The following is a 13677-nucleotide window of genomic DNA, read 5'->3' as shown; positions in this document are numbered from 1 at the left end:
ACACTCGAGCGACGGTAGGGTGTCGCCCTCGGGGTTGCTCTGGGCGCGCCCCTGGAGACCGCCATCTGCTGGAGGCTGACACACGTGAACCTGCGCGACCTGGTGTACGGACTTTACGCACGCCGGGTGGAAGGCCGCCTCGACCACGACCAGGTGCCGAAGCACATCGGGGTCATCCTCGACGGCAACCGTCGCTGGGCGAAGGCTGCGGGCGGGACCACCGCACAGGGCCACCAGGCGGGCGCGCACAAGATCGAGGAATTCCTCGGCTGGTGCGCCGAGACGGACGTCGAGGTCGTCACCCTGTGGATGCTCTCGACCGACAACTTCGACCGTCCCGACGACGAGCTGAAGCCGCTCCTCGGCATCATCGAGGCCACCGTCCGCTCGCTCGTCGCCGACGGCCGCTGGCGCGTGCACCACGTCGGCGCGCTCGACCTGCTGCCCGCCCACACCCAGATGGTCATGAAGGAAGCCGAGGAGGCGACCCGCACCAACACCGGGATACTGGTCAACGTCGCCGTGGGCTACGGCGGCCGCCAGGAGATCGCCGACGCGGTCCGCTCGCTGCTCCTTGAGCAGGCGGACAAGGGCCGCAGCCTGGCGGAGGTCGCGGAGAGCGTCGACATCGACCAGATCTCCAAACACCTCTACACCAGCGGCCAGCCGGACCCCGATCTGGTGATCCGAACGAGTGGTGAGCAGCGGCTCTCCGGATTCATGCTCTGGCAGTCCGCTCACTCCGAGTACTACTTCTGCGAAGTCTTCTGGCCGGCCTTCCGCAAGGTCGATTTCCTGCGTGCGCTGCGTGATTACGCGGCCCGCCACCGCCGTTACGGGGGATGACTCCGCGGCGCCCCTGAGGTCGGGGCCACCCAGAGTTAACCAACGCGTCGTCATATGCCCTGGCATGGCTGCGCATGTTCGAGGGAATACCCCTTCCAGGTCGACGTCCGAGCAGTGTCCGACAGGGACGTCGTATCTCAGCGGGCGGCATGGGCCGTCCGCCCGGGAGGCCCTTTGCACCAGGACGACCGTGTGAGCAGCGCGGGCGACGTGGAGGGCCGGTGCTCGGCCCGCGCATCGCGGCCCGTGACCGGTCCGGCTCACACCCGCCGGATCGCACCCGGTATCCCTCCCGTCGCTCCCCGACCTCATCCGAGGGGGTACGTCCTTCCGTGGTGAACAGCACAAAGCGCCGCATGCCCGACAGGCGCACCTACGTTCTCGACACCAGCGTCCTGCTGGCCGACCCGAATGCCCTGACCCGCTTCGACGAGCACGAAGTCGTGCTGCCGATCGTCGTGGTGACGGAGCTGGAGGCCAAGCGGCACCATCCGGAGCTCGGATACTTCGCCCGGCAGGCGCTGCGTCTGCTGGACGACTTCCGCATCCGGCACGGCCGCCTGGACGCCCCGATCCCCATCGGGGACCTGGGCGGCTCGCTGCGCGTCGAGCTCAACCACTCCGATCCCGGCGTGCTCCCGGCCGGCTACCGGTTGGGGGACAACGACTCACGGATTCTCGCCGTAGCACGCAATCTCCAGGCGGAGGGGTACGACGTCACGGTCGTCTCCAAGGACCTGCCGCTCAGAATCAAGGCGTCGTCGGTGGGCCTCCTCGCCGAGGAGTACCGCGCCGAGCTCGCCATCACGGACTCCGGCTGGACCGGTATGTCCGAACTGACGCTCTCGGCGGAGCAGGTGGACCTCCTCTTCGAGGAGGACACCCTTTACGTCCCCGAGGCGTCGGAGTTGCCCGTGCACACGGGCCTCACCATCCAGTCGGAGCGGGGCAAGGCCCTGGGCCGGGTCACGGCGGAGGGCAACGTCCGGCTCGTGCGCGGCGACCGGGAGGCTTTCGGGCTGAAGGGGAGGAGCGCGGAGCAGCGTGTCGCGCTCGATCTGCTTCTCGACCCGGACGTCGGCATCGTGTCGATGGGCGGCCGCGCGGGCACCGGCAAGTCGGCGCTCGCGCTCTGCGCGGGCCTGGAAGCCGTTCTGGAGCGCAGGCAGCACCAGAAGGTGATGGTCTTCCGGCCGCTGTACGCGGTGGGCGGGCAGGAGCTCGGCTATCTGCCCGGCACCGAGGCCGAGAAGATGGGGCCCTGGGCGCAGGCGGTCTTCGACACGTTGGGCTCGGTGGCGGGCAAGGAGGTCATCGAGGAGGTCACCGCGCGCGGGATGCTGGAGGTGCTGCCGCTCACTCACATCCGCGGACGCTCGCTGCACGACGCGTTCGTGATCGTGGACGAGGCGCAATCCCTGGAACGGAACGTCCTGTTGACCGTTCTGTCCCGAATCGGGGCGAACTCCCGTGTCGTACTGACCCATGACGTGGCGCAGCGCGACAACCTCCGCGTGGGGCGGTACGACGGCGTGGTCGCCGTCGTGGAGAAGCTGAAGGGGCATCCGCTCTTCGCCCACGTCACGCTCACGCGCTCGGAGCGTTCGCAGATCGCGGCCCTGGTGACCGAAATGCTGGAGGACGGTCACATCTGAGGCAGTTCACGGCAGTTGCACCACTCAGGACGCCGTCCGGCAAAGCGAAGGAGCCTAGCCGGGCGGCGTCTTGCTGCACCCCTGTTTCCGTAAAACTCCTGGGGCAAACGGGGTGTGAGCTTTCCCACGCAACGGAGAATTGCCTTGCGGTGTCCGGCTGGGGCAGAGTCTGGGTCCTGTCAGGCCCCGCATGCGACACACGTGTACCCCCAGCGGTACGACAACTCGAGCACCACAGAACTTCATAGTGACCGTCGCATGCCGCCCGAAGCACCACGCGACGCTCCCGCCACGGGAGTTGTCCACCGGGTCCGTGCCTCCCGTGACCGAGTGACCAGCGGAGGCCAGCGCCAGGGGCACGATTGCGTCCGCGGGGTCACCTATGCGGGCGATGCTGGAAGGAAACCGTGTGAGCCGGATTTCGGTCCGGGGATTCGCCGTGGCTTCTGCCACCGCGGTCACCACCGTCGGCGCTGTCGTGGGTGTCGCCTCGGGCGACACCCAGCCCTCGAACACGAACGACATCGAGGCAGCGGCAAGCGACGCGACGCTCCTCGCAGACATACCCGCGGGTCAGCAGGCCCAGGTCCAGACCGCGTCCCTGACGCAGCAGGCCGACGCGCAGGCCATGGCCGCCGACACCGCAGCGAAGAAGACCGCAGCTGAGGAGGCCCGCAAGCAGGCCGCCGCATCGGCGATCGAGAAGCAGAAGGCCGCGGAGAAGGAAGAGGCGGCCAAGAAGGCCGCGCTCAAGAAGGAGCGTGAGGAGAAGGCCGAGACCAAGGCCAGCCGCTCCTCCGCCCGCGACGCCTCCAGCTTCGAGCCCCAGAGCTCTTACACGGTCTCCCAGGTCCAGGCGATGGCACGGCAGATGGTCCCCGGGGACCAGTTCCAGTGCTTCAGCAACATCGTGAACCACGAGTCCACGTGGAACTACAAGGCGACCAACGCCTCTTCGGGTGCCTACGGCCTCGTCCAGGCGCTGCCCGGTTCCAAGATGGCCTCGGCGGGCGCCGACTGGCAGACCAACCCGGCCACGCAGATCAAGTGGGGCCTGAACTACATGAACGACCGCTACGGAAGCCCGTGCGGAGCCTGGAGCTTCTGGCAGGCGAACAACTGGTACTAGGCCCCTTCGCGGCCGTACCGCGCTCAACCTCGCGAGGCCCCTCACCGTCCTACGGTGAGGGGCCTCGCCCGTGTACGGTCGGTCCGGACAGCTCCAGGGGGGAGTGGTGGGGAAAGACGGGGGTAAAGGACGGATCATGTCGCGAGTGCCAGGGTGGCTCGGCCGGCTCGGCGCCGGACTGAGCGGGATGGGCGAGCGGTTGAACGAGAAGCGCCGCGACAGGGACGCCGACTCGGACACCGACGAGCCGAGGAACGCCTCCGTGGAGGCGGACGAGAACGACCACGTGCCGGCCCCGCCGGCGTACGCGCCGGCCATAGCGGCCAGGCCCGACCCCGTGGACGCCGTGCCCTGGGGCATGCGCGTCGCCGCCGAGGCCGGCTGGCGGCTCCTCATCCTCGCGGGCACCCTCTGGGTCCTGATGAAGGTCATCAGCGCGGTCCAGCTGGTCGTGCTCGCGTTCGTGGCCGCCCTGCTGATCACCGCGCTGCTCCAGCCGACGGTGGCCCGCCTCAGGAACCTCGGTCTGCCGCGCGGTCTCGCGACGGCGGTCACCGCGATCCTCGGCTTCGTCATCATGGGCCTGGTCGGCTGGTTCGTGGTGTGGCAGGTCATGGAGAACGCCGACGAACTGTCCCGGCAGGTCCAGGACGGCATCGAGGATCTGCGCAAGTGGCTCCTCAACAGTCCGTTCCACGTGACCGAGGACCAGATCAACGAGATCGCCAAGAGCCTGCGGGACGCGGTCGGCGCCAACACGGAGGAGCTCACCTCCGCGGGCCTCGAAGGCGTCACGGTCATCGTCGAGACGCTGACCGGCATCCTGCTCGCGATGTTCTCGACGCTCTTCCTGCTCTACGACGGCAAGCGCATCTGGCAGTGGTTCCTGAAGCTGGTGCCCGCCCAGGCGCGGCCCGGCATCGCGGGCGCGGGGCCGCGTGCCTGGCGCACCCTCACCGCGTACGTGCGCGGCACGGTGATAGTGGCTCTGATCGACGCCATCTTCATCGGCCTCGGCATCTACTTCCTCGGTGTGCCGATGGCGGTGCCGCTCGCCGTCATCATCTTCCTCGCCGCGTTCGTGCCGCTGGTCGGTGCGGTGGTCTCCGGCGCCCTCGCCGTCGTCGTCGCGCTGGTCACGCAGGGCGTGTTCACCGCGGTGATGGCGCTCGTGGTGGTCCTCGCCGTGCAGCAGATCGAGGGACACATCCTGCAGCCGTTCATCCTCGGCCGCGCGGTGCGGGTGCACCCGCTCGCGGTGATCCTCTCCGTCGCGGCGGGCGGCATGATCGCCGGGGTCGGCGGCGCGGTCGTGGCGGTGCCGCTGGTGGCCGTCACGAACACGGTCGTCGGCTACCTGCGGGCGTACTCCCGCGAGGCCGCGCTCAAGCAGGCGCCGCAGCCGCGGGGCGCGACGGCGATGGACGCGTCCCCGGTGGGCGCGTCGAGGGTGGACGACGACGGGGACGGCCGGGACGACGAGGCGCCGACGGACGCGCCGCCGCAGTCGTCGGGTACGGACTGACGACTCACCGGAAACGCGAAGTGGGCCGGAACCCTCGGATTCCGGCCCACTGTCGTGTCTTCGGGTGCGTTACGCGAGGACGTCCTCGGAGTCCAGCGTGACGCCGACCGCCTGGATGACCGCGGCGACCTTGAAGGCCTCCTGGATCGTCTCGCGGTCCACGCCGGCCTTGCGCAGGACCTGCTCGTGCGAGTCCAGGCACTGGCCACAGCCGTTGATCGCGGAGACCGCGAGGGACCACAGCTCGAAGTCGACCTTCTCGACTCCCGGGTTGCCGATGACGTTCATCCGCAGACCGGCGCGCATCGTCCCGTACTCCGGGTCGGAGAGCAGGTGACGCGTGCGGTAGAAGACGTTGTTCATCGCCATGACGGCGGCGGCCGACTTGGCGGCCGTGTACGCCTCGGGGGAGAGGTTCGCCTTCGCCTCGGGCTCCAGCTCGCGCAGCACCTTCGGGGAGCGGGACGCGATGGCGCAGGCCAGCACGGTGCCCCACAGCTGCTGCTTGGGCAGGTCCGAGTTGCCGATGACCGAGCCGAGGTTCAGCTTCAGGTCCTTGGCGTAGTCCGGTACGGCGGACTTCAGTTCGTCGAGTGCCATGTCAGTAGCCTCCGTTCACTCGCCCGAGAGCAGCGCGACCGGGTCGAGGGTCTCGTCGCCCTTGCTCCAGTTGCAGGGGCAGAGCTCGTCGGTCTGCAGGGCGTCGAGGACCCGGAGGACCTCCTTGGGGTTACGGCCCACGGAACCGGCGGTCACCATCGTGAACTGGATCTCGTTGTTCTGGTCGACGATGAAGACGGCGCGCTGCGCGAAGCCGTCCTCGCCCTCGATGCCGAGGTCACGCATGAGCTCGTGCTTCGAGTCGGCCAGCATCGGGAAGGGCAGGTCGGTCAGGTCCGGGTGGTCCTTGCGCCAGGCGTGGTGCACGAACTCGGAGTCACCGGAGAAGCCGAGGACCTGGGCGTCACGGTCGGCGAACTCGTCGTTCAGCTTGCCGAACGCCGCGATCTCGGTGGGGCACACGAAGGTGAAGTCCTTGGGCCACGCGAAGACGATCTTCCACTTGCCCTCGTAGGTCTTGTGGTTGATCTGCTCGAACTCCTTGCCCTGCTCCAGCGAGACACAGGCAGTCAGGTCGAACTCGGGGAACTTGTCACCGACAGTGAGCACACGTACTCCTTGCGCGAGAGAGTCCCTTTTGGGGACTTTCCTGTGGGGTTGGACTGATGTCGATGGTGGCACAGGGTGCATTGATTAGGGAAATAGCTAGAGTGGGTCGTGTTGATCGGAGGTGGTTATCAGTGCGAGCCATTAATAGGGGCAGACAGCTCAGCAGCGGCAGGCAGTCCAGCGGCAAGCAGCCCAGCCTGGCGCAGCTGCGCGCGTTCGCCGCCGTGGCCGAGCATCTGCACTTCCGCGATGCCGCCTCGGCGATCGGCATGAGCCAGCCCGCGCTCTCGGGGGCCGTGGCGGCACTGGAGGAGGCACTGGGTGTCCAGCTCCTGGAGCGGACCACGCGCAAGGTGCTGCTGTCGCCCGCGGGGGAGCGGCTCGCGGTGCGGGTCGAGGCGGTCCTCGACGAGGTCGAGGCGCTCATGGAGGAGGCCGACGCGGTGAAGGCCCCGTTCACGGGGGCGCTGCGGCTCGGCGTGATCCCGACGGTCGCGCCCTACCTGCTGCCGACGGTGATCACCCTGGTCCACGAGAAGTACCCGGACCTCGACCTCCAGGTGCACGAGGAGCAGACCTCCTCGCTCCTCGAAGGGCTCACCGCGGGGCGGCTCGACCTGCTGCTGCTCGCCGTTCCGCTCGGCATGCCGGGCGTGACGGAACTCCCCCTCTTCGACGAGGACTTCGTGCTCGTCACCCCTCTCGACCACTGGCTCGGCGGCAGGGAGGGGATTCCGCGCGAGGCGCTGAAGGAGCTGAACCTGCTGCTCCTCGACGAGGGCCACTGTCTGCGGGACCAGGCGCTCGACATCTGCCGCGAGGCGGGCCGCGCGGACGCGCCCGTCACGACGACGGCCGCGGGGCTCTCCACGCTGGTCCAGCTGGTCGCGGGCGGGCTCGGGGTGACGCTGCTGCCGCGGACGGCGGTGCGGGTCGAGACGACGCGCAGCAATCAGCTCTTGACCGGGTACTTCGCGGATCCCGCGCCGACCCGGAGGATCGCTCTCGCGATGCGTACGGGGGCGGCGCGGGGCGCGGAGTACGAGGAGCTGGCCTCCGCCTTGAAGGAGGCGGTGCGGCCTCTTCCGGTGCGGGTGGTGTGATCCTCCGCTCCGGCTGTCCGCCGGGCGCACGCGTTGTTCGACCGCGGGCCGGTGGGGGCTTGTCGCGCAGTTCCCCGCGCCCCTGGGGGGACGCCCCTACGGGGCAGTCCCCCCAGGCGCTTCGGCCTCGCCGGCATCACTCCGTGCGCAGGCCGTCCGGGCGCATCATCCTGCGGAGCGGGGGGAGGCTCAGCAAGGTCACCGCTGCGACCATCGCCGCGCCCGCGCCCGTCAGGGGGACGAACGACCACCAGTCCGTGACGCTCTTGTCGATCATGCGGGTCATGACCACGCCCAGGCCGAGGCCGCCGACGATGGCGAGGGCCAAGCCGAGGGCGACGGGGATCGCCGTCTGCCACAGGAGCGACCACGCCATGGACGAGCGCCGCGTACCGAACGCGGTGAGCGCCGCGAGGAGCCGCTTGCGTTCACGGAGTTGCTCCAGCAGGGACACCAGCATCGACGCGGCGATCAGTGCCATCGTGACGCTCGCGCCGATCTGCAGGCCGCGCGCGATCGACGCGTACTGCTTGTCGCGGTCGACCGCCTGAAGCGAGTCCACGCCGAGGAACGGGCTGATGTGGGCCGCCGCGTTGCGTACGTGCTCCTCGGCGTCCGGCGCCCGCGGGTCGAGCTTGACCCACGACGTCGTCGACGCGTCGTCCAGCTTCTTGATGTCGACGGCGCCGGGCGTGGCGAAGATGCCGTCGAATTTCGTGCCCGACGGGTTGGGACGGGCCTGGACCGTGCGCGAGTCCTTCGGCAGCGTCCACAGGACCGGCTTCGCCCCCTTGTTGAAGTCGGGGTCGGGTCCGACGTTGACCGGCTTGCCGGGGCGTGCCGTCGTGTCGACCCAGTCGTTCTGCTCCCGGCTGCCCGTGTGCGAGACGAAGGTGTCGCCGTCCTTGCAGGAGCCGATCTTCGCCAGCTCGCGCAGGGTCGCGCAGGTGCCGATGTTCAGCTCCGTCGTCGGCGTCATGTCGTTGACCTTCTTGCCGCCCGGCCGTGTGACGTACGCCTGCACGGTCCCGATGACCTTCGTGACGCCCTCGGTTCGGGCGAAGTCGTCGATCATCTGCTGGGCGAGGGGCCCGCTGCCGGTCATGCTGCGCACCGTGAGCTCGGCACGCGTGGGGTCCTGCCCGGTGACCTTGTTGAAGTCGTCGTGCATGGACGCGAACATCATCTGGAGCGCCACCGCACCGGCCACCGCGACGGTGATCCCGCTGACCGCACGGGACGCCGTGCCCGACGTCAGCTGAAGCCTGCGGACGGCGAGCTGCCACGGCACGGGACCGCCGCGCAGCCGTCCCACGGCTGCTTCGACGAGCCAGGGGAGGAGCGCGCTGAGCCCGATCAGGGAGAGCGCCGAACCCACCGCGATCGCCGTCACGTTGACGGCCTCGTTGCCCATGTCGGCGTCGATGCGGCCGGACAGGAGCAGGATGGCGATGCCGGCGAGCGGCAGCAGCAGCCGCCACCACAGGCGGCGCTTGCGCTGCTTGCCGCCCCTGACGACACCGAGCGGTTCGATGGCGACCGAGCGCAGCGAGATCAGCGTCACCACGACCGCCGACACCGGCACGGCCACGGCGACCAGCGCCACCAGGCCGGGCGTCGGCACCATGTCGGAGGGGTACGCGCTGACGTTCGTCAGGTCGACCACGCCCACGAGCTCCCGCAGCAGCAGGAAGAGGACGGCGCCGGCGGCGAGCCCGAGCAGTGCTCCGAACAGGGCCTCGCCCGCGGCGATCCTGCGTACCGAGCGGGCGCTCGCGCCGACCAGTCGCAGCGCGGCGAGGCGTCGGTCGCGCCGGTCGCCGCCGAACCGGACCGCGGTGCCGATGAAGATCGCCACGGGGGTGAGCAGGACGACGCAGATCAGGACGACGAGCGCCATCAGGAACGGGTCGAGGGGCAGGGAGTTGTCCTGGCCGAACCGTGCGACGCGGTGGCCGCCCTCCGCCGATGTGAGGGTGTCGGTGCCCACGTAGTAGTAGAGCTCCAGCGGTGACATGAGCCCCGCGTCGCCGATCGTGCCGGTCTGGCGGTACTCGCTGAAGCGCTCCTTGAACAGCGGGTTCGCCGAGTCGTTCAGCAGGTCGCGCAGCGCGGGCGAGACGACGATCTCGCCGGGGCCGGGGATCTTGTCGAGCCCCGGCGGCAGTGCCGGGTGGTCGCCGTCGGCCTTCAGGAACATGCCGACGGCGGTGCGCCCGCCGAAGACGGTGCTGGTGTCGCGCACCATGACCGTCGTGTCGCTCGCCTGGGGCGCCTTGTCGTCCACCGTGGCGTAGGGCGTGCGGGCGGTGGACCGGTCGTCGCGGTTCTGCAGCAGCTGCGGCACGGAGGCCGCGCCGAGGAGCAGGGCGACGCCGAGGCCGACGCCGACGGCGGTCAGGATCGTACGGATCCAGCCCTCGCGGCCGCCGCCGGCCGCGAACCGTATGCCCATGCCCAGGTCGCGTGTCCAGGAGCTCATACGATCCGCTCCATGTCACGGGACCTGCCGTCGCGCACGATGATCTCGCGGTCGGAGTAGGCGGCGACGCGGGTCTCGTGGGTCACCAGGACGACGGCCGCGTTGGTGGAGCGTGCGGCGTCGGTCAGGAGCTCCATGACGCGTTCGCCGTTGAGGGAGTCGAGGGCACCGGTCGGCTCGTCCGCGAAGATCACGCGGGGGCTCGTGGCGAGGGCGCGGGCGACGGCGACGCGCTGGCCCTGGCCGCCCGAGACCTCGCCGGGCCGCTTGGCCGCGACGTCGTCGACCTCCAGGCGCTCCATCCAGGTGCGGGCGGTGGCCTCGGCCTCCTTGCGCCTGGCGCCGTTCAGCCGCAGCGGGAGGGCGACGTTCTCGACGCAGGTGAGCTCGGGGACGAGCTGGCCGAACTGGAAGACGAACCCGAACTCGCTGCGGCGCAGGGCGCTCAGCTCCGCGTCGGAGAGGCCGGTCAGGGAGCGGCCGTTGTACGAGATGGAGCCCTCGTCGGGGCGGACGATTCCGGCGAGGCAGTGCAGCAGGGTCGACTTTCCGGAGCCGGAAGGACCCATGACGGCGACGACCTCACCGGGGTGGATGGAGAAGGCCGCGCCGTCGAGCGCGGTGGTGGGGCCGTACGACTTGCGGAGTCCTTGGGCCACGAGAAGGGAACCTGCGGGGGTCATGCGGAGCGCACCTCCTGTGCGAGCTTTCCGAGGCGCGCGGCGGTGAGCTCAAGCCAGCGCAGATCGGCTTCGAGGTGGAACAGCGCGTGGTCGCAGATGAGCTGGTCGGCGAGGTCGCCCTTGCGCTTGCGGTCGGTGAGGATGCGCATCAGGCGCAGATGTTCGGCGCGCTGTACGTCGAGGAGTTCGGCGGCGTCGCGTTCGGTGAGGAGCGCGAGGACGACCTTGGTGTAGAGGGTCGACTGGAGGTAGGGCTCCGGCTTCTCCGGGGTGGCGAGCCACCGCTGGACGTCCGTGATGCCGGCCTCGGTGATCGCGTACCGCTTGCGCTCGGGGCCACCGCCCGCCTCTATGCCGTCGACCTCGACGAGGCCGTTCTTAAGCAGGCGGGACATGGTCGAGTAGACCTGGCCGTAGTGCAGGGGTTTGTCGTGCCCGAACTTCTCGTCGAAGGCGCGCTTGAGGTCGTATCCGTGCCGGGGGCCGGACTCCAGGAGTCCCAGAAGGGTGTGGCCAATGGACATGCGGAGCACTCTACACGGTGTGTATACGTGCCGTGTATACGCCCGGTGCATACGTCGGTCGTGGAGCACACTTGTGCGAGGCCGGGCAACCATCCGGGCCCAAGGAACGTCGGTTCCTTAGGGGCAGGTGCTCATTGTCACGTCCGCAAAAGACCGGATCGGCAGGAGTTTGTCCCAGGGTGCGGTGTTAGCTTCATGAGCTGACTCGACGTACGCATGTTGACTAGACCGAAGCGGAGCAATCTCAGTCATGGGCCGAGCCGAAGAACGACAAGCGCGGCAGCGCGGGGCCCGCAGGGCAGCGCGCAAGCGCCCGTCCGGCGGCAAGCGCACCGGCATACGCCGTTTCTTCACCTGGAAGAAGCTCCTCGGAACGTTCCTCGGGTTCTGCCTGCTCGGCATGCTCGGCTTCGTGGTGCTGTACCTCGTGGTGGACATCCCCAAGGGCAACGCCGCGGCGAAGAAGCAGAGCAACGTCTACAAGTACAGCAACGGTGACGTCATCGCGCGGACCGGTGACGTGAACCGCGAGATCGTCGACCTGGACAAGGTCCCGAAGGACGTCCAGAAGACCTTCGTCGCCGCCGAGAACAAGTCCTTCTACAAGGACGAGGGCATCGACTTCAAGGGCACGGCCCGCGGTGTCCTGAACACGCTGACCGGCAAGGGCAAGCAGGGTGGCTCGACGATCACCCAGCAGTACGTGAAGAACTACTACCTCAGCCAGGACCAGACCGTCAGCCGCAAGCTGAAGGAGCTCGTCGTCTCGCTGAAGGTGGACCGCGAGAAGAGCAAGGACGACATCCTCGCGGGCTACATCAACACCAGCTACTACGGCCGCGGCGCGTACGGCATCCAGGCCGCCGCCCAGGCCTACTACCGGGTCGACGCCAAGGATCTGAACGTCCAGCAGGGCGCCTACCTCGCCGCTCTTCTGCAGGCCCCGAGCCAGTACGACTGGGCGGCCGCGACGCCGACCGGCAAGAAGCTCGTCAAGCAGCGCTGGAACTACGTCCTCGACAACATGGTCGAGGAGGACTGGCTGGACTCCGGCAAGCGCGCGGACATGACGTTCCCCGAGCCCAAGACTCCCAAGGCGCCGCCCGGCCGCGAGGGCCAGATCGGCTATCTGGTGGAGGAGGCCAAGCGCGAGGTCCTGCGCAACAGCAACCTCAGCGAGGCCGAGTTCGAGGCCGGCGGCTACACCGTCACCCTCAACATCGACCCCAAGAAGCAGAAGCAGCTCGAGAAGGCCGTCGACGCGAAGCTGAACGACAAGCTCGACCGCAAGAAGAACAAGGCGGACGCCCACGTCCAGGCGGGCGCCGCGTCCGTCGACCCCAAGACGGGCAAGGTCCTCGCCATGTACGGCGGCGAGGACTACGTGAAGCACTACACGAACAACGCCACCCGCCGCGACTACCAGCCGGCCTCCACCTTCAAGCCGCTGATCCTCGCCGCGGCGCTGGAGAACGGCTCCAAGACGCAGGAAGGCCTGCCGATCACCGCGAGCACCGTCTACGACGGCACCAGCAAGCGGCCGGTCAAGGGCGGCGACGTCGCCTTCGCGCCGCCCAACGAGGACGACGTCAGCTACGGACCCGTCACCGTCCAGAAGGCGATGAACAAGTCCGTCAACTCCGTCTTCGCGCAGATGGGCGTGGACGTGGGCATGCCCAAGGTCATGGAGACGGCGGGCAAGCTCGGCATGGACGTCAAGGGACTGCCCGCCGTGCCCGCCCAGACCCTCGGCTCCATGGGCGCCAGCCCGCTGGAGATGGCCGGTGTCTACGCCACGCTCGACAACCACGGCAAGAAGGTCACCCCGGCCCTGGTCGGCTCCGTCGAGCACAAGGACCGCACGGTCGACCTGCCGGACCCGATCGGCGACCAGGTCGTCCAGCGCGGCACCGCCGACTCGATCACCTCGGTCCTGACCGGCGTGGTCGACGACGGCACCGGCCGCGCGGTCCGCAACCCCGTGCAGGACGTCGCCGGCAAGACCGGTACCTCCGACGACAACAAGTCGGCCTGGTTCGCGGGCTACACGCCGAAGATGGTCACCGCCGTCGGCCTGTTCGGCGAGGGCGCCAAGGGCGACCAGGTCTCCATGAAGGGCGCGGGCGGCTTCCCTCGCATCAACGGCTCGGGCTTCCCCTCAGAGATCTGGGCGGCCTACACGTTCGACGCGATGGGCTCGCCGAGCTCGTTCGACCTCGACACGAACATGGGCGCCGCCGTCGCGCCGGTCCCGGACCCGACGTCGAAGGAGCCGAAGGACCCGTCGAGCACTCCGACGAAGCCGGAGGACGACGACGAGCCGTCCAAGAAGCCGACGGACACGCCGACCCCGACGAAGTCGCCGACGACGCCGACTCCGACGCCGACGCCCACCAAGACGACCCCGACGCCGACGGCCGACCCGGACCCGACGGACACCGGCGGGCCCCCGGACCCGGAGGACGGCAGGCCCAGCAGGGACTGATCCGCGGGGATGCGTACGCGAGGGGAGGCGCCCCGGACCATCGAGGTCCGGGGCGCCTCCCCTTTACGTACGGAG

At 69.1% G+C, this 13677-nt stretch carries 11 protein-coding genes; 6 read left to right on the top strand and 5 right to left on the bottom strand.

Features of this window, described 5'->3' with window-relative positions; all coding sequences use genetic code 11:
- Window positions 1-84 precede the first annotated feature (84 nt).
- The 4 genes from DEJ48_RS14075 (at window position 85) to DEJ48_RS14060 (ending at window position 5155) form a co-directional block, all read left to right on the top strand.
- Window positions 85-846 carry an isoprenyl transferase gene (locus DEJ48_RS14075; protein WP_150216450.1) on the top strand — a complete coding sequence of 254 codons (762 nt, stop codon included), beginning with the start codon at window positions 85-87 and terminating at the stop codon, window positions 844-846.
- Between the two features lie 332 nt (window positions 847-1178).
- The gene (locus DEJ48_RS14070) at window positions 1179-2501 is read left to right on the top strand and encodes a PhoH family protein (protein ID WP_150185973.1); all 1323 of its coding nucleotides are present in this window, start codon (window positions 1179-1181) and stop codon (window positions 2499-2501) included.
- Between the two features lie 391 nt (window positions 2502-2892).
- Window positions 2893-3630: a transglycosylase SLT domain-containing protein gene (locus DEJ48_RS14065; protein ID WP_190537393.1), complete on the top strand. Its 738-nt coding sequence runs from the start codon at window positions 2893-2895 to the stop codon at window positions 3628-3630.
- A gap of 136 nt (window positions 3631-3766) precedes the next feature.
- Entirely contained in the window at window positions 3767-5155 is a 1389-nt protein-coding gene (locus tag DEJ48_RS14060; protein WP_223832037.1) for an AI-2E family transporter, read from the top strand.
- A gap of 69 nt (window positions 5156-5224) precedes the next feature.
- On the opposite strand, the gene DEJ48_RS14055 is transcribed toward DEJ48_RS14060, so the two are convergent.
- Together DEJ48_RS14055 and DEJ48_RS14050 are read right to left on the bottom strand one after the other, a co-directional pair.
- Complete coding sequence (locus tag DEJ48_RS14055) at window positions 5225-5755, bottom strand: alkyl hydroperoxide reductase (RefSeq protein ID WP_150216448.1); 531 nt, start codon at window positions 5753-5755, stop codon at window positions 5225-5227.
- A gap of 15 nt (window positions 5756-5770) precedes the next feature.
- Window positions 5771-6325 carry a peroxiredoxin gene (locus DEJ48_RS14050; RefSeq protein WP_150216447.1) on the bottom strand — a complete coding sequence of 185 codons (555 nt, stop codon included), beginning with the start codon at window positions 6323-6325 and terminating at the stop codon, window positions 5771-5773.
- A 131-nt stretch (window positions 6326-6456) separates the two neighbouring features.
- Between DEJ48_RS14050 and DEJ48_RS14045 the strand changes: the two genes are divergently transcribed.
- Window positions 6457-7428 carry a LysR substrate-binding domain-containing protein gene (locus DEJ48_RS14045; RefSeq protein ID WP_411757452.1) on the top strand — a complete coding sequence of 324 codons (972 nt, stop codon included), beginning with the start codon at window positions 6457-6459 and terminating at the stop codon, window positions 7426-7428.
- A gap of 136 nt (window positions 7429-7564) precedes the next feature.
- On the opposite strand, the gene DEJ48_RS14040 is transcribed toward DEJ48_RS14045, so the two are convergent.
- From DEJ48_RS14040 to DEJ48_RS14030, 3 genes are read right to left on the bottom strand one after another with little or no spacing between them, the layout of a single operon-like run.
- Window positions 7565-9910 carry an FtsX-like permease family protein gene (locus tag DEJ48_RS14040; RefSeq protein ID WP_223832036.1) on the bottom strand — a complete coding sequence of 782 codons (2346 nt, stop codon included), beginning with the start codon at window positions 9908-9910 and terminating at the stop codon, window positions 7565-7567.
- The gene (locus DEJ48_RS14035; protein ID WP_150216446.1) at window positions 9907-10593 is read right to left on the bottom strand and encodes an ABC transporter ATP-binding protein; all 687 of its coding nucleotides are present in this window, start codon (window positions 10591-10593) and stop codon (window positions 9907-9909) included. Before DEJ48_RS14035 ends, DEJ48_RS14040 begins: the two co-directional genes overlap by 4 nt.
- Window positions 10590-11117: a PadR family transcriptional regulator gene (locus tag DEJ48_RS14030; RefSeq protein ID WP_150171593.1), complete on the bottom strand. Its 528-nt coding sequence runs from the start codon at window positions 11115-11117 to the stop codon at window positions 10590-10592. The genes DEJ48_RS14035 and DEJ48_RS14030 overlap by 4 nt, the downstream gene beginning before the upstream one ends.
- A gap of 250 nt (window positions 11118-11367) precedes the next feature.
- Here DEJ48_RS14030 and DEJ48_RS14025 point away from each other — a divergent pair, with 250 nt between their 5' ends.
- Window positions 11368-13602, top strand: coding sequence for a transglycosylase domain-containing protein (locus DEJ48_RS14025; protein ID WP_150216445.1), 2235 nt, complete (start codon window positions 11368-11370; stop codon window positions 13600-13602).
- Window positions 13603-13677 lie beyond the last annotated feature (75 nt).

Origin of the sequence: Streptomyces venezuelae (assembly GCF_008642315.1) — a bacterium.
GTDB classification, from domain to species: Bacteria; Actinomycetota; Actinomycetes; order Streptomycetales; family Streptomycetaceae; genus Streptomyces; species Streptomyces venezuelae_D.
The sequence above is the reverse complement of the archived record's forward strand: the minus strand, read 5'-3'. Positions and strand labels throughout refer to the sequence as shown.

What these genes read in the sequence shown, in the direction of transcription:
- DEJ48_RS14065 (WP_190537393.1), top strand. Translation starts at nt 2,893, where the DNA reads ATGCTGGAAGGAAACCGTGTGAGCCGGATTTCGGTCCGGGGATTCGCC.
- DEJ48_RS14060 (WP_223832037.1), top strand. Translation starts at nt 3,767, where the DNA reads ATGTCGCGAGTGCCAGGGTGGCTCGGCCGGCTCGGCGCCGGACTGAGC.
- DEJ48_RS14055 (WP_150216448.1), bottom strand. Translation starts at nt 5,755, where the DNA reads ATGGCACTCGACGAACTGAAGTCCGCCGTACCGGACTACGCCAAGGAC.
- DEJ48_RS14040 (WP_223832036.1), bottom strand. Translation starts at nt 9,910, where the DNA reads ATGAGCTCCTGGACACGCGACCTGGGCATGGGCATACGGTTCGCGGCC.
- DEJ48_RS14035 (WP_150216446.1), bottom strand. Translation starts at nt 10,593, where the DNA reads ATGACCCCCGCAGGTTCCCTTCTCGTGGCCCAAGGACTCCGCAAGTCG.
- DEJ48_RS14030 (WP_150171593.1), bottom strand. Translation starts at nt 11,117, where the DNA reads ATGTCCATTGGCCACACCCTTCTGGGACTCCTGGAGTCCGGCCCCCGG.
- DEJ48_RS14025 (WP_150216445.1), top strand. Translation starts at nt 11,368, where the DNA reads ATGGGCCGAGCCGAAGAACGACAAGCGCGGCAGCGCGGGGCCCGCAGG.